We start from the raw sequence: 20736 nt of genomic DNA on the forward strand, positions 1-20736 counted from the left end.
GCCATCAGGAGTGAGAACGCTCTCTGATGACGATGTTAATTGATGTGATTTATTTGTTTAAATTTTGTTTGTTTTTACCGGGCAGATAATTATCGAAAAACCGTATCACGCGATTGCTGAACGACGTCATTAACAGCCAGGGCAATCCAATCAGCACCGTTGTCAGCGAACCGACCGCAATATCCGTGAACCAGTGGGCGCCGATCATTACGCGCGGAAAGGCAAAAACCACAAATATAATAAGGGCGATGAAACCTGCGACTTTTCCGAAATAACGCAGCATAAATGCGGAAAAAATAAGCAGCATCATTCCGTGATCGCCAGGGAAACTGTCTTTTGACGCATCCTTGGTGGGAATATGCAGGAGATCGCTGACGCGGTGAATATTTTCAAGCGTCAGCGTAGGGCTGGCGCGTTTGACCGGAATAAACGCCTGACCTAACTGATTCACCACAACCGCAGATAAAAGCATCACCAGGCCGATGATGATAATACGCCGACGGCCCGCCGGGGTCTCTTTTAACCAGAAACTCAGCATCAGGCAGCCCATCGCCAGCAGCGCGCAACCATCAAACGCCCGGTTATTGGTGATCGCCACCAGCCAGAGAAATGCGCGGCTTTCAACCAGCTTCTGGTTAAAGAAGTGGAAAATGTTCGCGTCGAGAGGAGACCAGAATCCGTGATTGACTGGAATATACCACGACAAAAACAACGCCAGACCCGCAGCGTTAATCAGCAGTATGAGGGGATACCGGGTTTTCATTATCATCTCGCCATTCAGTAAAACGGAGGCAACCTTACGCGTCCTCGGCTAAACGAAGCTTCAACAATGCGGTCTGTAATGTGTTCCAGTCTGTTTCACGGTCTGAGATGAGTTCGATGCGGCTGTCCGGCGGCGCGACGTTTTGGGTCTCAATATGAAGATCGTCGCCCTGACGATTAATACGCACCAGACCCTCCTTAATGCGCATAACGCCTTTCACTCGTCCAACCGGCGCGAGGCGCGCCCATTCGAGCAGGCCGATGGTGTCGAACACGGTATCTGCATCAAAAATCCAGCCGCAGGCCTGATGTCCCTGGCCGCTGTTCAGGCTGCGACGCCAGCGCTGTTGCGCCGGCAGGCTAAGCGCGGCGAGCCCTTTTCTTTCGGCATGCTGGTGCGTGTGGGCGGCGCTGGCGGGCAGTTCCGCCAGGTTCTGGCGCGGTAAATCCAGCAGCTGTCCGTTGATTTGCCCGTGGTCGGCATGAACCAGTTGACGATTGTCGCCGTACTGTTGCCACCAGGTTTGCAGGGCGCTTTCGCTTTCCGGCGTAGCGCGATCGGTTTTATTCGCGACGATGACATCGGCGGCAGCCAGCTGGTCGCGGAAGTTTTCGTTGGCGACGCTCTTTTCATCCAGCAGTAAACGCGGATCAAGGATGCACAGCGTGGCGCGCAGGTCGATCCACGGCTCGTAAACCGGCGCGGTTAACAAATCGAGGATCTGCTTCGGATGACCAAGTCCTGTCGGTTCGATCAGCAAGCGATCCGGCTTGCCCTGGCGCAGCAGGGTATTTAACCCCACCTGCATTGGTAAGCCGTTCACGCAACACATGCAACCACCGGGGATCTCTTTCAGCAATGCGCCGCTGTCCGCAAGCAGTGCGCCGTCAATGCCCACTTCGCCAAATTCGTTGACCAGCACGGCCCATTTTTCCGCAGGATCTTTGTTGGCTAACAGATGAAGAATAGAGGTTGTTTTTCCACTGCCGAGAAAGCCGGTAATGAGGTTGGTTTTGGTCACGTCTGCTCCAGAATAATGATATGCCGTAACGGCTCGTGCTAATCCTGGCGAAAAAAAACGAAAAAGAGAAGGGCAGAGCGGACGAAGAATTTTTTCGTCCGCTGGAAAGACAGAAATTGTTAATTTTTTAACGTATCAATGACCGCCTGATGCGCGCCATGTTGCGCAATGCGCCGCCAGGCTTGCTCAATGGTTTGCACAAACAGGGGATTTTTCACGAGATCTGTGCCGAAAACCTCCTGCAACGACAGCAGCGCGCTAACCCGCTCCGCGTCACTGCTGCTTTCAACAAGCAGGCGAATTTTTTCACTGAGCGGGTCCCGAATATCAATCGTTGCACCAGCGTCGTCCACGCCGCTGACGTAGCGCATCCAGCCTGCGACGCCCAGCGCTAGCAGCGGCCAGTCACTCCCACGCGCCAGATGTTCGCGAATGCCTTCCAGCATCCGCTGCGGTAATTTCTGGCTGCCGTCCATCGCGATTTGCCAGGTCCGGTGCTTCAGCGCCGGATTGGCGAAGCGTTCAATCAGGCTGGCGGCATAGCGGGATAAATCGACGTTGGTGATGCGCAATGTCGGCGCCTGTTCATTCATCATCAGGCGGTAAGCGGCCTCGCGAAACGCGCTGTCCTGCATACAATCGCTGATGTGCTGGAATCCGGCCAGATAGCCGAGATACGCAAGGAACGAATGGCTGCCGTTGAGCATGCGTAGTTTCATTTGCTCCCAGGGCAGCACGTCATCAACCATCTGCACGCCAGCGACTTCCCACTGCGGGCGGCCTGCCACAAAGTTATCTTCAATGACCCACTGTATAAACGGTTCACAACTGATGGCGCAGGGATCGGCGACGCCCAGCTCGCGGGTAATTTCGTCCAGCGACTCCTCTGTGGCGGCAGGCACGATTCTGTCTACCATCGTTCCCGGGAAGCTGACGTGCTGCTGAATCCACGCCGCCAGCTCCGCCGCGCGTTTTTCCGCCATGCCCAGAACGGCGTTTTTAACCACATGGCCGTTATCCGGGATGTTATCGCAGGAGAGAACCGTGAAAGGCGACAACCCGCGCTCACGCCGACGATGCAGAGCCTCCACAAGAATCCCCGGCGCCGAGTGCGGCTCCGTGGGGTGTTGCATATCGTGAATAATGCGCGGGTTTGACACGTCGAGCGAACCGGTTGCCGGATCGATGCAATATCCTTTTTCGGTGATAGTGAGTGACACTATCGCCACCTGCGGCTCGCAGAACTTTTCGATAATAGCGGCAAGCGAATCCAGCTTTGCGTTCAGGCACTCCTTGACCGCGCCGACGATAATCGCCTGATTGCCGTTCGCGCCTTTTTCCAGCACGGTGTACAAGTGATTCTGCTCGCGAAGCTGGCTCATCAGGCGATCGCCGCTGAACAGGCTGATCTCGCAGATCCCCCAGTCTCCGCCTTGCGCATTCAGCACTCTGTCGGTCAATAATGCCTGATGGGCGCGGTGAAACGCGCCAAAACCGAAGTGCACAATCCGGGTTTGTAGTTGTTGTCGATCGTAGCGGGGCGTCTGTACGCCTTTCGGGAGTGGGGCAGAGGCAATAGTCTTCATTAAGAACACACCTGATTAACCATTAATTAACAATGGTAGTGTAAAGTTATATGACACCAAATTGAATTGGTATGCCGCATTTATCCGGGGATTGTGAGCTGGATCAATCAATCATGCGCCCTGCGTTGACCATTTACGCGATACCTGTATGGTAGTCATCACTCAGGTAAACTAATTTGGTATAACAACTTGTGAGGTGAAGCAATGGAACAAACCTGGCGTTGGTACGGGCCTAACGATCCGGTATCGCTTGATGATGTGCGTCAGGCTGGCGCAACGGGGGTTGTGACGGCATTGCACCACATTCCGAACGGTGATGTGTGGCCGGTTGAAGAGATTAAAAAGCGCCAGGCCATTCTGGCTGAGAAAGGGCTGACCTGGTCTGTTGTCGAAAGTATTCCGGTGCATGAAGAGATTAAAACACGCTCCGGGCAGTACCAGACCTGGATTGCAAATTATCAGCAAAGCATCCGTAATCTGGCCGCCTGCGGTATTGATACCGTGTGCTACAACTTTATGCCGATTCTCGACTGGACGCGTACCGACCTTGAATATCCGTTGCCCGATGGTTCCAGAGCGCTGCGTTTCGATCAGATTGCCTTTGCGGCTTTCGAACTGCACATCCTGAAGCGTGACGGCGCGCAAGCGGACTACAGCGAAGAAGAGCAGCGCCAGGCGCTGGACTACTTCAACGCCATGAGCGCTGCGGATATCGAAAAACTGACCCGGAATATTATCGCCGGGCTGCCTGGCGCTGAAGAGGGTTATACGCTGGATCAGTTCCGTGCGCGTCTGGCGGAATATAACGGTATCAGCAAAGAGGATTTACGCGAAAATATGGCGGTATTCCTGCGTGCGATTGTGCCGGTGGCAGAAGAAGTCGGCGTGCGCCTGGCGGTGCATCCTGACGATCCGCCGCGCCCCATCCTCGGCCTGCCGCGCATCGTTTCTACCATTGAAGATATGCAGTGGCTGAAAGAAACCGTAGACAGCATTAACAACGGGTTCACCATGTGTACCGGTTCGTACGGCGTACGCGCGGATAACGACCTGGTGAAAATGATCGAGACGTTTGGCGACCGCATTCACTTTACCCATTTACGCTCAACCTGCCGTGAAGATAACCCGAAAACCTTCCACGAAGGCGCGCATTTGCAAGGGGATGTCGATATGGTCGCGGTGATTACCGCAATTCTTACGGAAGAACAGCGTCGTAAGCTGGCAGGCGATCTGCGTCCGATCCCAATGCGCCCGGATCACGGTCATCAGATGCTTGACGATCTGCATAAGAAAACCAACCCCGGCTACTCCGCTATTGGTCGTCTGAAAGGGCTGGCGGAAATTCGAGGCGTTGAACTGGCGCTGAAAAAGACCCAGTTCCGCGATTTGCTGTAACACTTGTTGGTCATAAAAAAGGACAGCCCTGGCTGTCCTTTTTTGTTGGTGCGTCGGCGACGGGCGCTTAGTCCGCGCGGCCCATGTAGCGGCGTTCTTCAATGTGAATACGGATTTTTTCACCGGCGCTCAGGTATTCCGGCACCTGAATCACCAGACCGGTGCTCAGCGTTGCGGGTTTGTTGCGGGCGCTGGCTGACGCGCCTTTAATGCCCGGTGCGGTTTCCACGATTTCCAGATCAACCGTCTGCGGCAGTTCGAGCGCCAGCAACTGACCGTCCCAGGTCAGCACCTGCATATCCGGCATTCCGCCTTCAGGAATAAACAGCAGCTCTTCTTCAATCTGATCTTTGGTGAAGGTATACGGGGTATAGTCTTCTTTATCCATGAACACATATTCGTTGCCGTCGATATAAGAGAAATCGACGCCACGGCGGCTCAGGGTGACGGTATCAACGATGTCGTCGCCTTTGAAACGCTCTTCGACTTTCAGACCCGTACGGACGTCGGAAAAACGCATTTTGTACAGCGTCGCGGCACCGCGGGCGGTCGGTGACTGAATATCAATATCTTTTACAATCAGCAGTTTGCCGTTGTAGTTCAGTACCATACCTTTTTTAATTTCGTTCGCTCTTGGCATCGAAAAAATCCTGTTGTAGAGAATGTCTAAAATATCGCGTCAAACTACTCGCGCCGGGCGATTCAGGCAAGTGGAATTCACATATCCCGGATGATTTTGTGTATACTGTTCGCCCACTTCCAGTCCGGTGGCTTACGAATAGAGAATACTGTATGGAATGCCGCCCGGATTGCGGAGCATGTTGCACCGCGCCTTCAATCTCCAGTCCCATTCCGGGTATGCCTGACGGTAAACCCGCAAACACGCCGTGCGTCCAGCTTGATGAACATCAACGCTGTAAGATCTTCGGTTCGCCGCTGCGTCCAAAGGTCTGCGCAGGCCTGCAACCCAGCGCCGATATGTGCGGTCAGACAAGGGCGCAGGCAATGATCTACCTCATTGAACTGGAAACGCTCACAGCGCCTTAAACGTCTTTAATGCGTGCCAGACAAACCATCGTCGCGAGAGCCATCACCAGCGCAAACCAGAATACGGCGTGGTAATTCCAGATTTCCGCCGCAATCCCCGCCAGCGATCCGGCGATAATCCAGCCTACGCGGATGGTATTGGTATACAGCGTGGTTGCTGAACCCGCCTGGCCGGGCATCAGATCCTGAAAATAGAGCATCCCGATGCCGCCGAGAATGCCGATGTAAATTGCGTTCAGCAACTGCAAGCCGAGCAGAACGACAGGCGAGTGCGCCAGCAGCATACCCGCGTAAAAACAAAACCCCGCCACGATGGCGATCCGCATCAGCAGGCGTTTTCCCAGCCGTTTAGCAAAATAACCTGCAATCAACATGGTGGGAATTTCCAGCCCGGCGGCAGTCCCCATCATGACGCCGGCAAGTTTTTCCGGCAGATGCAGTTCGTTAATGATAAACAGCGGCATATTAATGATATAGAGGCTGTTGGTTCCCCACATTAATGTGCAGATAACAAAAAGCAGCAGCGTATCGCGGCGATTACGGCGCGGCGCTTCAAGGGTTCCGGCAGCAAGCGGCGCATCTTTACGCATTGACGGTAAAAACAACCAGACCATTACGCCACAGACGACAAACGCCGCCGCCGCGCTCAGGTACATCACGGTAAAGCTGAACCCCATCGCCAGCGCATAGGCCAGCGGCGGCCCGATCACCCACGCCAGCGAAACCTGGGCGCGCAATATCGAGCTGAACATCACGGCTTCGCGACCGGTGCGATCGGCATGTTCGCGGGCAAGGGCGAACATTTGCGGGTTCGCGGTCGAACCAAAACTACTCAGGAAAACGCCGACGAACAGCAAAATAAAATAGTTGCGGTTCCAGGCAAACAGCACGCAGGCCAACATGCCCAGCACACAGCAAAAAACGATCAGGCTTTTGCGATCGCCTTTTTTGTCGGAGCGCCCGGCCAGAAACTGGCTCACCAGAATGCCGATAACGGCGCTGCCAGTAAAAAAGAAGCCAACCATGCCCGGACGAGCGTGTACCTCATCCGTCAGAAAAAGACTGAGCGTCGGCGTCTGTAACGCACCGGCGATACCCGTCAGAAACGCGACGAGCAGGAATGCCGAAGACGTCAAATCAAACGTTTTTGGTGTGGCGGCAACGGGGGTGTTATGCATGTTTCTGTATCAGTGGTGTGAAGAGACGCGGAGTTTACGCCGCTCGTCAGGAAATAAACAGGTGCCCAAATCAAAATCGCCACAAAAAATCAAAATAGCATTTCAGTCTATGAAGGGAAGATGCTGACGGTGCTGAAACAGATCGTTTTACGGGCAATTCACTTCAGCATTTATTACCTGCCTGAATGAAAAGTGTGCTTTATCTCTAAATTCTGTCATCAATTTTACGACTTTACTTGCGTGCTGAAGCAGAAAGCGCAAGACTTCTTGAAACGTTTCAGCGCTATTTTGTTTTTGATTACAAGTCAGATTAGCGCCTTTTTTCTCATGTTAGCTGAATCGTTTCAAGTTCAGCAGGAGAGGAGAACTATGTTCCAGTTATCGGTTCAGGACATTCATCCGGGCGAACAGGCCGGAAACAAAGAAGAGGCCATTCGTCAGGTTGCCGCTGCGTTAGTGCAGGCGGGCAACGTCGCAGACGGCTACGTCGACGGCATGCTGGCGCGTGAGCAACAGACATCCACTTTCCTTGGCAACGGTATCGCCATTCCGCACGGAACGACCGACACGCGCGATCAGGTGCTGAAAACTGGCGTGCAGGTGTTCCAGTTTCCGCAGGGCGTAACCTGGGGCGAAGGGCAAGTGGCCTATGTGGCGATTGGTATTGCCGCCAGCTCCGATGAGCATCTCGGGTTGCTGCGTCAGCTGACGCACGTATTAAGCGATGACGCTGTGGCTGAACAGCTGAAATCCGCCACGACGGCAGAAGAACTGCGCGCGTTGCTGATGGGTGAAAAACAGAGCGAACAGCTGAAGCTGGATAACGACACCCTGACGCTGGATGTGGTGGCCAGCGACCTGGTGACGCTACAGGCGCTGAACGCCGCGCGCCTGAAAGAAGCAGGCGCTGTGGATGCCGCGTTTGTCGCCAGAACCATCAATGAACAGCCGATGAATCTCGGCCAGGGCATCTGGCTGAACGACAGCGCGGACGGCAACCTGCGCAGCGCTATCGCTGTGAGCCGTGCGGCTACGGCGTTTGACGTAGAGGGCGAAGCGGCTGCGTTGCTGGTGACCGTCGCGATGAATGACGATCAGCCCGTCGCCGTGCTGAAGCGCCTTGGCGATCTGCTGCTGAACAATAAAGCTGACCGTTTGCTGAAAGCGGATGCCGCCACCGTGCTGGCGCTGCTGACCAGCGATGAAGCATTGACTGACGACGTGTTGAGCGCTGAATTTGTCGTGCGCAATGAGCATGGCTTACACGCCCGTCCGGGCACCATGCTGGTGAATACCATTAAACAATTTAATAGCGAAATTACCGTGGCAAACCTTGATGGAACCGGAAAACCGGCAAATGGACGCAGTTTGATGAAAGTGGTGGCGTTAGGCGTGAAGAAAGGCCATCGCCTGCGCTTTACGGCGCAGGGCGAAGATGCTGAACAGGCGCTGAAAGCGATTGGCGACGCCATTGCCGCTGGTCTTGGGGAGGGCGCGTAATGAGCAGACGTGTTGCTACTATCACCCTTAATCCGGCATACGACCTGGTCGGTTTCTGCCCGGAGATTGAACGCGGCGAAGTGAACCTGGTGAAAACCACGGGTCTGCATGCGGCGGGTAAAGGCATCAACGTTGCCAGGGTTCTGAAAGATTTAGGTATTGATGTCACGGTTGGCGGTTTCCTGGGTAAAGACAACCAGGACGGTTTCCAGCAGTTGTTCAGCGAGCTGGGCATTGCCAACCGTTTTCAGGTGGTGCAGGGGCGTACCCGCATCAACGTTAAGCTGACGGAAAAAGACGGTGAAGTGACCGACTTTAACTTCTCCGGTTTTGACGTGACTCCGGCTGACTGGGAACGTTTTGTGAACGATTCGCTGAGCTGGCTGGGTCAGTTCGATATGGTCTGCGTCAGCGGCAGCTTGCCGACAGGCGTCAGCCCGGAAGCGTTTACCGACTGGATGACGCGTCTGCGTAGCCAGTGCCCATGCATTATCTTTGATAGTAGTCGTGAAGCGTTGGTGGCGGGTCTGAAAGCGGCGCCGTGGCTGGTGAAACCGAACCGTCGTGAATTAGAAATCTGGGCAGGCCGTAAGCTGCCGGAAATGAAAGATGTGATCGACGCGGCGCACGCCCTGCGTGAGCAAGGTATTGCGCATGTGGTGATCTCTCTCGGTGCGGAAGGGGCGCTGTGGGTGAACGCATCCGGCGAATGGATTGCGAAGCCACCGTCCGTTGATGTGGTGAGTACCGTAGGTGCAGGGGATTCTATGGTTGGCGGTCTGATTTACGGCCTGCTGATGCGTGAATCCAGTGAACATACGTTGCGTCTGGCGACAGCCGTTGCCGCGCTTGCGGTAAGCCAGAGCAATGTGGGCATTACCGATCGTCCTCAGTTGGCCGCAATGATGGCGCGCGTCGACTTAAAACCGTTTAACTGACAGCAGGAGAGGCATAATGAAAACGCTGCTGATTATTGACGCCAATCTCGGCCAGGCTCGCGCTTATATGGCGAAGACCCTGCTCGGCGCGGCGGCACATAAAGCAAATCTGGAAATTATCGACAATCCGAATGACGCAGAGTTGGCCATTGTGTTGGCTGACGCTGTGCCGAACGACAGCGCGCTGAACGGTAAAAAAGTCTGGCTGGGCGATATTGCCCGTGCCGTGGCGCACCCGGAACTGTTCCTCAATGAAGCGAAAGGACACGCGACGCCATACAGCGCGCCGACAGCGGTTGCCGCCCCGGCAGCGGCCAGCGGCCCGAAACGCGTCGTGGCGGTGACGGCGTGTCCGACAGGCGTCGCGCATACCTTTATGGCGGCTGAGGCGATTGAAACCGAAGCGAAAAAACGTGGCTGGTGGGTGAAGGTCGAAACCCGCGGCTCCGTGGGCGCAGGCAATGCCATCACGCCGGAAGAGGTTGCGGAAGCGGATCTGGTGATCGTGGCGGCTGACATCGAAGTGGATCTGGCGAAGTTTGCCGGAAAACCGATGTACCGTACATCAACCGGCCTGGCGCTGAAGAAAACCGCGCAGGAACTGGACAAAGCCGTAGCGGAAGCGACGCCGTATGCGCCTACGGGCAAAGCGCAGGCCGCCGCGACAGAAGGGAAAAAAGAGAGCGCTGGCGCATATCGCCATCTGCTGACGGGCGTTTCCTACATGCTGCCAATGGTGGTTGCAGGTGGGTTGTGTATCGCGCTCTCCTTTGCGTTTGGTATTGAGGCGTTTAAAGAAGAAGGTACGCTGGCTGCGGCGCTGATGCAGATCGGCGGCGGTTCCGCCTTCGCGCTAATGGTGCCAGTGCTGGCGGGATATATCGCGTTTTCCATCGCGGATCGTCCAGGCCTGACGCCGGGTCTTATCGGCGGTATGCTGGCGGTGAGCACCGGATCTGGCTTTATCGGCGGTATTATCGCGGGCTTCCTGGCCGGTTATGTCGCGAAACTTATCAGCACTAAACTAAAACTTCCGCAGAGTATGGAAGCGCTGAAACCGATCCTGATCATTCCACTGATTTCCAGTCTGATTGTCGGTCTGGCGATGATTTACCTTATCGGTAAACCGGTTGCCGGCATTCTGGAAGGGCTGACTCACTGGCTGCAAACGATGGGGACGGCGAATGCGGTACTGCTGGGCGCGATCCTCGGCGGTATGATGTGTACTGATATGGGCGGCCCGGTTAACAAAGCGGCGTATGCGTTCGGTGTTGGTCTGCTGAGTACCCAGACTTATGCGCCGATGGCGGCGATTATGGCGGCAGGCATGGTTCCTCCGCTGGCTCTTGGGCTGGCAACTCTGGTTGCGCGTCGTAAGTTCGACAAGGCGCAGCAGGAAGGGGGCAAAGCCGCGCTGGTGCTGGGGCTGTGCTTCATTACCGAAGGCGCGATCCCGTTTGCGGCGCGCGACCCAATGCGTGTCCTGCCATGCTGTATCGTCGGCGGCGCGCTGACAGGCGCAATCTCAATGTGGGTTGGCGCGAAACTGATGGCGCCGCACGGCGGTCTGTTTGTGCTGCTGATTCCTGGCGCGATTACACCGGTGCTGGGCTATCTGCTGGCGATTGTTGCGGGTACGCTGGTTGCCGGTCTGGCCTATGCGTTCCTGAAACGCCCGGAAGCTGAAGTTATCGCGAAAGCGGCATAATGTAAAACCTTGTGCCGGATGGCGGCGTGAGCGCCTTATCCGGCCTACGGATACCGATCCTGTAGGCCGGATAAAACGCATTAGCGTCGCCATCCGGCATTTTTCTGCCTTTTTTATCCCCCCCATTTTGTGTCCTGGCTCGCAACTTTTTCCTCCCTTGCAAACTGTATCTATAAAAAATTGTGACTCTGTTCATATCTATTCGCTTTAGGGCTTGCGGATGGATTTACTTTATCAAAAACACGCATATCATGAACACATGTTTTAATATGAACATGTGCTCTAATAATATCGATTGTGGCGGTGGTTATTCTTAACGAACTCATTGTTATGGCAGCTTAATGCCAGAGGACGTTCTATGCGTGAAACGGAATACATAGTGACGATTGGCTCAGCCAATATGGATGTTGCCGGGTATTCGCATGCTTCTTTAAATTATGCGGACTCCAATCCGGGAAAAATAAAATTTACCCCCGGCGGCGTGGGGCGCAATATTGCGCATAATCTGGCTCTGCTGGGAAAAAACTCATGGCTACTGACGGCAGTCGGGAGTGATTTCTATGGGCAGTCATTAATGGCGCAAACGAATCAATCCGGTGTGCACGTTGATAAATGTCTGATTGTGCCGGGAGAAAATACGTCAAGTTACTTATCCCTGCTCGACAATACCGGAGAAATGCTGGTCGCCATAAATGACATGAGCATTACCGACTTTATTTCGGCTGAATTTTTATCACAGCATGCTGATTTTATTCGTGGGGCAAAAGTGATTGTCGCCGATTGTAATATCAGCGAAGAGGCACTGAACTGGGTGCTGGAAAATGCAGGCGATGTGCCGGTATTTGTTGATCCGGTTTCTGCCTGGAAGTGTGTCAAAATTCGCGAGCGACTTGGCAAAATTCACACGCTGAAACCCAACCGGCTTGAAGCTGAAACCCTTAGCGGCATTCCCCTCTCCGGGCGGGAAGATGTCGGGAGCGTTGCGGCATGGTTTCATGAACATGGCCTGAACCGTCTGGTGCTCAGTATGGGTGGCGACGGCGTTTATTACAGCGATATCAACGGCGAAAACGGCTGGTCGCTCCCCATTAAAACCAACGTCGTCAATGTGACCGGCGCTGGCGACGCCATGATGGCGGGACTCGCCGCCTGCTGGATGGACGGCTTACCCTTTATAGATTCGGTTCGATTTGCACAGGGTTGTTCATCAATGGCGCTTGCCTGTGAATATACCAATAACCCTGATTTATCTGTCGCGAATGTTACATCGTTAGTGGAGAACACAGAATGTCTGAATTAACTCTTTCCTCTGAATTATTACAAATTTCGCCAGAAGTACAGGACGCATTAAAGAGTAAGAAACCCATTGTTGCGCTGGAATCAACCATTATTTCCCACGGTATGCCTTTTCCGCAAAATGCGCAAACGGCAATTGAAGTTGAAGAAACCATTCGTAAACATGGCGCCGTTCCCGCAACCATTGCCATTATTGGCGGTGTAATGAAAGTGGGCCTGAATAAAGAAGAAATTGAATTATTAGGTCGTGAAGGACATAACGTTACAAAAGTCAGTCGTCGTGACTTACCGTTTGTGGTTGCCGCTGGAAAAAATGGCGCAACGACGGTCGCATCCACCATGATTATTGCCGCACTGGCCGGAATTAAAGTATTTGCAACCGGCGGTATCGGTGGCGTACATCGTGGCGCAGAACATACGTTTGATATTTCTGCTGACTTGCAGGAGCTGGCGCATACTAATGTCACGGTAGTTTGTGCGGGGGCGAAATCAATTCTCGACCTGGGATTAACCACCGAATATTTAGAGACTTTTGGCGTGCCGTTAATTGGCTATCAGACCCAGGCATTACCGGCATTTTTCTGCCGTACCAGTCCGTTTGACGTCAGTATTCGCCTGGACAGCGCGCAAGACATCGCCCGCGCAATGGCGGTGAAATGGCAAACCGGCCTGAACGGTGGTCTGGTTGTGGCAAACCCGATCCCGGAACAGTTTGCGATGGCGGAAGAGAAAATCAACGCGGCGATCGATCAGGCCGTGAAAGAAGCGGAAGAGCAGGGCGTCGTGGGGAAAGAAAGCACGCCATTCTTGCTGGCGCGCGTGGCGGAACTGACCGGCGGCGATAGCCTGAAATCCAATATCCAACTGGTGTTCAACAACGCTGTACTGGCCTGTGAAATAGCGAAGGAATATCAACGCCTCGCCTGATAAAAACGCACGGGCAGAGAGCGGTCGCCCGCGATATCAAAACCTGGCTTTCACGCCGGGTTTCCTGGCATGAAGGGAAAATCATTATGGATATAATGAGAAGTGTTGTGGGTATGGTGGTACTACTGGCAATCGCATTTCTGCTGTCAGTGAATAAAAAACGTATCAGCCTGCGTACCGTTGGGGCGGCGCTGGTGCTGCAAATCGCCATCGGTGGGATCATGCTTTATTTCCCGCCGGGGAAATGGCTGGTGGAGCAGGCCGCGCTCGGTGTCCACAAGGTGATGTCCTACAGCGACGCGGGTAGCGCATTTATCTTTGGCTCATTAGTAGGGCCAAAAATGGATGTACTGTTTGACGGCGCTGGGTTTATCTTTGCCTTTCGCGTGTTGCCGGCCATCATCTTTGTGACTGCGCTGATCAGCTTGCTTTACTACATTGGCGTGATGGGACTGCTGATCCGTATTCTCGGTGGTATTTTCCAGAAAGCGCTGAACATCAGCAAGATCGAGTCGTTTGTTGCGGTCACTACCATTTTCCTCGGGCAAAACGAGATCCCGGCGATCGTAAAACCGTTTATCGACCGTCTCAACCGCAACGAGCTGTTTACCGCCATTTGTAGCGGCATGGCCTCAATCGCCGGTTCGATGATGATCGGCTATGCCGGAATGGGGGTGCCGATTGATTATCTGCTGGCGGCGTCCTTAATGGCGATCCCTGGCGGCATTCTGTTTGCCCGTATGCTGAGCCCGGCAACGGAAGAGTCTAAAGTGACGTTTGAAAACCTGTCATTTACCGAAACGCCGCCAAAAAGCATCATCGAAGCGGCGGCCAGCGGCGCGATGACCGGGTTGAAAATCGCCGCCGGTGTGGCGACGGTGGTGATGGCGTTTGTGGCGATTATCGCGCTGATTAACGGCATCATCGGCGGCGTTGGCGGCTGGTTCGGCTTTGGTCACGCCACGCTAGAAGGGATCTTCGGCTGGGTTTTAGCGCCGCTGGCCTGGATTATGGGCGTGGACTGGAGCGATGCGACGCTTGCCGGTAGCCTGATTGGGCAAAAACTGGCGATTAACGAGTTTGTTGCATACCTCAACTTCTCACCGTATCTGCAAGCTGCCGGTACGCTGGATGTGAAGACGATAGCGATTATCTCTTTCGCGTTGTGTGGCTTTGCCAACTTTGGTTCGATTGGCGTGGTGGTTGGCGCGTTTTCTGCGATTGCGCCGCAGCGTGCGCCGGAAATCGCCCAGCTAGGTTTACGGGCGCTGGCGGCGGCAACGCTCTCTAACCTGATGAGTGCTACTATCGCGGGGTTCTTTATCGGGCTGGCGTAGTTGTAGTAGACGATTTTGCCGGATGGCGGCTTCGCCTTATCCGGCCTACAGTAATGCACTCCGTAGGCCTGATAAGCGAAGCGCCATCAGGCATATTCGACCCACATTGGCGCACTCCGTAGGCCTGATAAGCGCAGCGCCATCAGGCATTATGCCAGGGTTGTTTTCAGCAGATAAAGCGCGTTATCGGCGGAGAGGGTGGGGTTGTTAATACTGATGCTGGCGCGCGATAACGCCGCGCAGGCCATCGCGAAATTCGCGCTATCGCGAAAATCACTTCCCTCCAGAAAGCTGTAGAGCAACCCGGCCATGAAGCCATCATCCGCGCCGAAGCTGTCCACGCGGGTGTGAGACGGCGGGGTGAGTAAAAACTGCTCGCCGTTTTTCTCGCTACAAAAGACCGCTTCATCTTCCAGGCAAACGAAGATTCGCTGTACGCCTTGCTGATGCAGGTCATTGACGGCCTGTACACGGTCGGCATCGGAACGCACCGCTTTCCCCCACAGAATCTCCAGCTCTTTTTGCGTGGGTTTTAACGTATGAATGCGTGAATACCAGGTCCTGATTTTTTCCGCTTTGAACTCTGAAACGGTATCAATAAAGACCGGGATTTCATCCGCAATGGTAAAGACCCATTCGATGGCTTCTGGCGTCAGGTTGCAGTCCGCCAGCACCACGCCAGCGTGACGGATCAGATCCCGCGAGCTATTCAGCAACTGCGGCGTCAGCTGTTGCAGAATGTGGGTGTCGTTAATCGCCAGCACCGTCTCTTCCTGCTGGTTGGCGATGGACAGATAGGTTGAAGTGTTATGCCCATGCAGACGGATACAGCTGGAGATGTTCACACCAGCCTGACGAGTCTGCTCCAGCAGCGTTTCACCATAAAAATCGCTACCGACCGCAGAGAGCAAATGCACATCGCGACCCAGCAGCGCCAGATTATGCGCAATATTGCGCCCCACGCCGCCAGCAGAACAGTGAATGCTGCCAGGGTTGGAAGCCGCCTGCGGATAATGGATATCCGCCACGCCGCGAATATCCATATTGATCGCCCCGACCACCACGCAATACTCCTGCTCGGTGAGGATATAGCCTTTGCCTTTGATCATCCCTTTGCGCATCAGATCCATAATATGGGCCGCCACGCGTGAGCGACTGATCTGCAAAATATCAGCGATTTCATTTTGCTGAATGAGCGGATTGCGGCGCAGGATCTTGAGGATCTGCTTTTCCCTGTCGTTCATCATTACGCAACCACCTTTGCCGTTTGCTGCGCTTTCAGCCAGGCAATCTCTTCTGCCCAGATATCCGGGTTGATGGTTTCCAGAATCAGCGGAATACCGTCAAAACGATCGTCCTGCATAATCCAGCGAAATGCCTCATGACCAATGTTGCCTTCGCCCAAACTGTGGTGACGGTCAACGCGGCTGCCAAAGGCGCTTTTTGCGTCATTCAGGTGCATGCCGCGCAGGTATGTAAAGCCCACAACACGCTCAAAGTCGGCGAATGTTTTTTCACATTCGTCGGTGGTACGCAGATCGTAACCGGCCGCGAACGCGTGACAGGTATCAATACAGACGCCCACGCGGGACTTATCGTCCACGCCGTCGATGATGGCGGCGAGATGCTCAAACCTGAATCCCAGATTGCTCCCCTGACCCGCAGTGTTTTCAATGACTGCCGTGACCCCTTGGGTTTTCTCAAGGGCAATGTTGATCGACTCCGCAATTCGCGCCAGACATTCCTCTTCCGGGATTTGCTGTAAATGGCTACCCGGGTGGAAATTGAGCAGCGATAGCCCCAGTTGCTCACAACGCTGCATTTCATCAATAAACGCATCGCGCGATTTTTCCAGCGCTTCGCTGACAGGGTGCCCGAGGTTGATCAGATAGCTGTCGTGGGGAAGGATCTGCGCAGGCGAATAGTGGTATTTCTCGCAGGCGGCCTTAAAGTCATCAATGATTTGGGCAGTGAGCGGCGCGGCGCGCCATTGACGCTGATTTTTCGTGAACAGCGCAAATGCGGTTGCGTCAATTTCTGCGGCGCGAATTGCAGCGTTGGCTAACCCGCCAGCGGCGCTGACATGCGCTCCGATATATTTCATGGAAGACTCCTGTTAAACCCGCTATACACATTATTCTTCAGGTTTGAATAATGTCGTGTATTCGAAAAAAATACTCTCCAATGATAGCGGGTTAACAGGGGCAAAATGTAGTGCTTTATGCGATAAGATGGTGAATCAGTACGTTAATCACGCCGCCGCCAACAATCAGCCAGACAAACAGCACCAGTGCCATCAGTAACGGTTTCGCCCCGGCTTTCTTCAGCGCGCTGACGTGCGTTGTAAGACCCAGCGCGGCCATTGCCATCGCCAGCAGAACCGTATCCAGCGTAATCAACATGTTTACCACCGCCTGCGGCAGCAGATGGAACGAGTTAACGATTGCCACTACGATGAACAGCACCGCAAACCACGGGATGGTGATTTTGCTTTTCTCCGCGCCCGTCGCCGGAGAAAGTTGTTTCACACGGGCGGCCAGCAGAATCAGAAACGGCGCCAGCATCATTACGCGCAGCATTTTGGCAATCACCGCGGCGTTTTCCGCGTCCGGGTTAATGGCGTGCCCGGCGGCAACGACCTGGGCTACTTCATGCATGGTCGAACCAATATAGATGCCGTAGGTTTCCGGGCTGAACCAGTGCGCCAGCAGCGGATACATTGCCGGGTAGAGGAAGATTGCCAGCGTACCGAAAATCACCACAGTCGCGACGGCCACCGTAACTTTACTGGCCTCCGCTTTAACGACGGGCTCCGTTGCCAGCACTGCTGCCGCTCCGCAAATGCTGCTTCCGGCACCAATCAGCCAACTGGTGTGCTTGTCCAGACCAAACACTTTCTGCCCGAGGAAACAGGCGAGTAAAAAAGTGCTGGAGAGCGTCAGTACATCAATCACAATCCCGCTGACGCCCACGTCTGCAATCTGTGAGAAGGTGAGGCGAAACCCGTAGAGAATGATCCCCAGGCGTAATAGATGTTGTTTAGCGAACAGCACGCCGCCGTCACAGCTTTTCCAGATTTGCGGATACACCGTATTGCCGATGACCATTCCCAGTAAGATGGCTAAGGTGAGGGCGCTGAACCCGGCTCCCGCGACGGCTGGAATAGATCCACCCCACAGGGCGGCCCCTGTGATAACTGCGCTCAGGGCAAGCCCCGGTATAAAATGCCACACTGTACGATGGTGATTCTGTAAGGTGAGTTCTGTCATAACCTTCTCCTCTATATGGGTAAAATGTTATGGCGAACTGGTTTAAAAATAAAATTGATTATATATTTATAATTAATCTTTATAAGTGGTAAGCGACGGCCTGCCAGTGGAAAACAACAATGCATATCACGCTACGACAACTAGAAGTTTTTACTGAGGTGCTAAAAAGCGGCTCGACGACCCAGGCATCTGTCATGCTATCGCTGTCGCAGTCGGCCGTAAGCGCGGCATTGACCGATCTGGAAGGTCAGCTTGGCGTACAGCTATTTGACCGCGTCGGGAAACGGCTGGTAGTCAATGAACACGGGCGCTTGCTGTACCCGCGCGCGCTGGCGCTGCTGGAGCAGGCTGTCGAAATTGAGCAACTGTTTCGGGAAGACAACGGCGCAATCCGCGTTTATGCCAGTAGCACCATCGGTAATTACATCCTGCCTGCGGTAATTGCCCGTTACAGGAAAGACTTTCCCGATCTGCCGCTGGAACTTAGCGTGGGCAACAGCCAGGATGTCATTACGGCGGTGCTCGATTTTCGGGTGGATATCGGCCTGATTGAAGGCCCGTGCCACAATACCGAGATTATTTCTGAGCCGTGGCTGGACGATGAGCTGGTGGTGTTTGCCGCACCGTCCTCGCCGTTGGCGCAAGGGCCGGTAACGCTTGAACAGCTTGCCGCCGCGCCCTGGATACTGCGCGAGCGCGGTTCCGGTACGCGTGAGATTGTCGACTACCTGTTGCTTTCGCACTTGCCAAAATTCGAAATGGCGATGGAGTTGGGTAACTCCGAAGCGATCAAACACGCCGTGCGTCATGGTCTGGGCATCAGCTGCCTGTCGCGGCGGGTTATTGAGGAACAGCTTCAGGCGGGAACGTTGAGTGAAATCGCGGTGCCTTTGCCGCGCCTGGTGCGAACCCTGTGGCGAATCCACCATCGCCAGAAACACCTTTCCAATGCCTTACAGCGTTTTCTGCGCTACTGCGAATAAGCGTCCTTTGCCGGATGGCGGCGTAAACGCCTTATCCGGCCTACAAACTCGACGCTTTATCCGGCCTACAAATGTCGATCCTGTAGGCCTGATAAGCGTAGCGCCATCAGGCGAATGTCTTAACGTCTATCCGATCTACACTTTACTTATAATCCGCGGCCAGTCATGAAGGTCTCTTATAACTGCGCATTTGTGCCGGAAGGATGGCGTTTCGTCTGCTACAATCGCGCCTCATTTTTTGGATGGATAGCATTTTCACATGGTTTCCGAAACTAAAACCACAGAAGCGCCCGCGTTACGTCGCGAATTAAAGGCGCGTCACCTGACAATGATCGCCATTGGCGGTTCCATCGGTACGGGTCTTTTCGTTGCATCTGGTGCAACCATTTCTGCGGCGGGTCCAGGCGGCGCGCTGTTTTCTTATATCCTGATCGGTCTGATGGTCTACTTCCTGATGACCAGTCTCGGCGAACTGGCGGCGTATATGCCGGTATCCGGTTCATTTGCGACTTACGGTCAGAACTATGTTGAAGAAGGCTTTGGCTTCGCGCTCGGCTGGAACTACTGGTACAACTGGGCGGTGACCATCGCCGTAGACCTCGTGGCCGCACAGCTGGTGATGAACTGGTGGTTCCCGGATACGCCGGGTTGGATCTGGAGTGCGCTGTTCCTCGGCGTGATCTTCCTGCTGAACTACATCTCGGTCAGAGGCTTTGGCGAAGCAGAATACTGGTTCTCGCTGATCAAAGTGGCGACCGTCATTATCTTTATCATCGTGGGCGTCATGATGATCGTCGGCATCTTCAAAGGGGCGCAGCCAGTGGGCTGGAGCAACTGGACGACCGGCGATGCGCCGTTTGCCGGGGGTTTTGCGGCGATGATTGGCGTGGCGATGATTGTCGGCTTCTCCTTCCAGGGGACGGAACTGATTGGTATCGCGGCGGGTGAGTCTGAAGATCCAGAGAAAAACATTCCGCGCGCGGTGCGTCAGGTATTCTGGCGTATCCTGCTGTTCTATGTGTTCGCGATCCTGATTATCAGCCTGATTATCCCGTATACCGACCCGAGCCTGCTGCGTAACGATGTGAAAGACATCAGTGTCAGCCCGTTCACTCTGGTGTTCCAGCATGCGGGTCTGCTTTCCGCTGCGGCGGTAATGAACGCGGTTATCCTGACGGCGGTGCTGTCGGCGGGTAACTCCGGGATGTACGCGTCTACCCGTATGCTCTACACCCTGGCCTGTGACGGTAAAGCGCCGCGTATTTTCGCGCAGCTGTCACGCGGCGGCGTTCCGCGTAACGCGCTGTATGCGACGACGGTAATTGCGGGGCTTTGCTTCCTGACGTCGATGTTTGGCAACCAGACGGTATACCTGTGGCTGCTGAATACCTCCGGGATGACGGGCTTTATCGCCTGGCTGGGGATTGCCATCAGCCATTATCGTTTCCGCCGTGGCTATGTGTTGCAGGGTAACGATGTGAAAGATCTGCCGTACCGTTCTGGATTCTTCCCGCTGGGGCCGATCTTTGCGTTTGTGCTGTGTCTGACCATCACGCTGGGTCAGAACTATGAAGCCTTCCTGAAAGACACCATTGACTGGGGCGGCGTAGCGGCAACCTATATCGGGATTCCGCTGTTCCTGGCTATCTGGTTCGGCTACAAGCTGACAAAGGGAACACACTTTGTTCGCTACAGTGAAATGCACTTCCCGGAGCGTGTGAAGAAATAACCTGGTGCCTGATGGCGCTGCGCTTATCAGGCCTACAGGAGCAACATTTGTAGGCCGGA

18 protein-coding genes are annotated in these 20736 nt (G+C 54.4%); 10 read left to right on the forward strand and 8 right to left on the reverse strand.

Features of this window, described 5'->3' with window-relative positions; all coding sequences use genetic code 11:
• Positions 1-49 precede the first annotated feature (49 nt).
• From OGV67_RS06360 to OGV67_RS06370, 3 genes are all read right to left on the reverse strand, one after another.
• Positions 50-769: a phosphatase PAP2 family protein gene (locus OGV67_RS06360; RefSeq protein ID WP_115614678.1), complete on the reverse strand. Its 720-nt coding sequence runs from the start codon at positions 767-769 to the stop codon at positions 50-52.
• A 28-nt stretch (positions 770-797) separates the two neighbouring features.
• Positions 798-1784 (reverse strand): CobW family GTP-binding protein, encoded by a 987-nt coding sequence (locus OGV67_RS06365; RefSeq protein WP_012131585.1) that lies wholly within the window; start codon positions 1782-1784, stop codon positions 798-800.
• A 119-nt stretch (positions 1785-1903) separates the two neighbouring features.
• A complete protein-coding gene (locus OGV67_RS06370) occupies positions 1904-3370 on the reverse strand; it encodes a mannitol dehydrogenase family protein (RefSeq protein ID WP_115614679.1) in 1467 nt (488 codons plus the stop codon).
• Positions 3371-3574: 204 nt separating this feature from the next.
• Here OGV67_RS06370 and uxuA point away from each other — a divergent pair, with 204 nt between their 5' ends.
• Positions 3575-4765, forward strand: coding sequence for a mannonate dehydratase (gene uxuA, locus OGV67_RS06375; protein WP_012131587.1), 1191 nt, complete (start codon positions 3575-3577; stop codon positions 4763-4765).
• A 67-nt stretch (positions 4766-4832) separates the two neighbouring features.
• Here the strand turns inward: uxuA and yeiP are convergent, their stop codons facing one another.
• Positions 4833-5405, reverse strand: coding sequence for an elongation factor P-like protein YeiP (gene yeiP, locus OGV67_RS06380; protein WP_012131588.1), 573 nt, complete (start codon positions 5403-5405; stop codon positions 4833-4835).
• 152 nt (positions 5406-5557) lie between these two features.
• On the opposite strand from yeiP, the gene OGV67_RS06385 reads away from it, so the two are divergent.
• Positions 5558-5812, forward strand: a complete 255-nt coding sequence (locus OGV67_RS06385) for a YkgJ family cysteine cluster protein (RefSeq protein ID WP_024130170.1) — start codon at positions 5558-5560, stop codon at positions 5810-5812.
• On the opposite strand, the gene setB is transcribed toward OGV67_RS06385, so the two are convergent.
• Positions 5809-6990: a sugar efflux transporter SetB gene (setB, locus tag OGV67_RS06390; RefSeq protein WP_047462472.1), complete on the reverse strand. Its 1182-nt coding sequence runs from the start codon at positions 6988-6990 to the stop codon at positions 5809-5811. The genes OGV67_RS06385 and setB overlap by 4 nt on opposite strands.
• Before the next feature lie 369 nt (positions 6991-7359).
• Between setB and fruB the strand changes: the two genes are divergently transcribed.
• From fruB to OGV67_RS06420, 6 genes are all read left to right on the forward strand, one after another.
• Positions 7360-8490, forward strand: a complete 1131-nt coding sequence (fruB, locus tag OGV67_RS06395) for a fused PTS fructose transporter subunit IIA/HPr protein (RefSeq protein WP_058669427.1) — start codon at positions 7360-7362, stop codon at positions 8488-8490.
• Positions 8490-9428 (forward strand): 1-phosphofructokinase, encoded by a 939-nt coding sequence (fruK, locus tag OGV67_RS06400; protein ID WP_012131592.1) that lies wholly within the window; start codon positions 8490-8492, stop codon positions 9426-9428. Before fruB ends, fruK begins: the two co-directional genes overlap by 1 nt.
• Before the next feature lie 16 nt (positions 9429-9444).
• On the forward strand, positions 9445-11136 hold the full coding sequence (fruA, locus tag OGV67_RS06405) for a PTS fructose transporter subunit IIBC (RefSeq protein WP_012131593.1): 1692 nt from the start codon (positions 9445-9447) through the stop codon (positions 11134-11136).
• Positions 11137-11494: 358 nt separating this feature from the next.
• Positions 11495-12436, forward strand: a complete 942-nt coding sequence (locus OGV67_RS06410) for a pseudouridine kinase (protein ID WP_012131594.1) — start codon at positions 11495-11497, stop codon at positions 12434-12436.
• Positions 12424-13359, forward strand: a complete 936-nt coding sequence (locus OGV67_RS06415; RefSeq protein WP_012131595.1) for a pseudouridine-5'-phosphate glycosidase — start codon at positions 12424-12426, stop codon at positions 13357-13359. The genes OGV67_RS06410 and OGV67_RS06415 overlap by 13 nt, the downstream gene beginning before the upstream one ends.
• Before the next feature lie 86 nt (positions 13360-13445).
• A complete protein-coding gene (locus tag OGV67_RS06420; RefSeq protein ID WP_047462480.1) occupies positions 13446-14696 on the forward strand; it encodes a NupC/NupG family nucleoside CNT transporter in 1251 nt (416 codons plus the stop codon).
• A gap of 149 nt (positions 14697-14845) precedes the next feature.
• On the opposite strand, the gene OGV67_RS06425 is transcribed toward OGV67_RS06420, so the two are convergent.
• The 3 genes from OGV67_RS06425 to OGV67_RS06435 form a co-directional block, all read right to left on the reverse strand.
• Positions 14846-15940, reverse strand: coding sequence for a sugar kinase (locus OGV67_RS06425; protein WP_024130172.1), 1095 nt, complete (start codon positions 15938-15940; stop codon positions 14846-14848).
• A 2-nt stretch (positions 15941-15942) separates the two neighbouring features.
• Positions 15943-16800: a deoxyribonuclease IV gene (nfo, locus tag OGV67_RS06430; RefSeq protein ID WP_115614680.1), complete on the reverse strand. Its 858-nt coding sequence runs from the start codon at positions 16798-16800 to the stop codon at positions 15943-15945.
• Between the two features lie 115 nt (positions 16801-16915).
• Positions 16916-17965, reverse strand: a complete 1050-nt coding sequence (locus OGV67_RS06435; protein ID WP_012131604.1) for a YeiH family protein — start codon at positions 17963-17965, stop codon at positions 16916-16918.
• 119 nt (positions 17966-18084) lie between these two features.
• Between OGV67_RS06435 and yieE the strand changes: the two genes are divergently transcribed.
• Complete coding sequence (yieE, locus tag OGV67_RS06440; protein WP_012131605.1) at positions 18085-18948, forward strand: DNA-binding transcriptional regulator YeiE; 864 nt, start codon at positions 18085-18087, stop codon at positions 18946-18948.
• A gap of 259 nt (positions 18949-19207) precedes the next feature.
• Positions 19208-20677 carry a lysine-specific permease gene (gene lysP / locus OGV67_RS06445; RefSeq protein ID WP_012131607.1) on the forward strand — a complete coding sequence of 490 codons (1470 nt, stop codon included), beginning with the start codon at positions 19208-19210 and terminating at the stop codon, positions 20675-20677.
• The last annotated feature ends 59 nt before the right edge of the window (positions 20678-20736 follow it).

The organism is Citrobacter sp. CK188, assembly GCF_030333525.1.
GTDB lineage: Bacteria > Pseudomonadota > Gammaproteobacteria > Enterobacterales > Enterobacteriaceae > Citrobacter_B > Citrobacter_B koseri.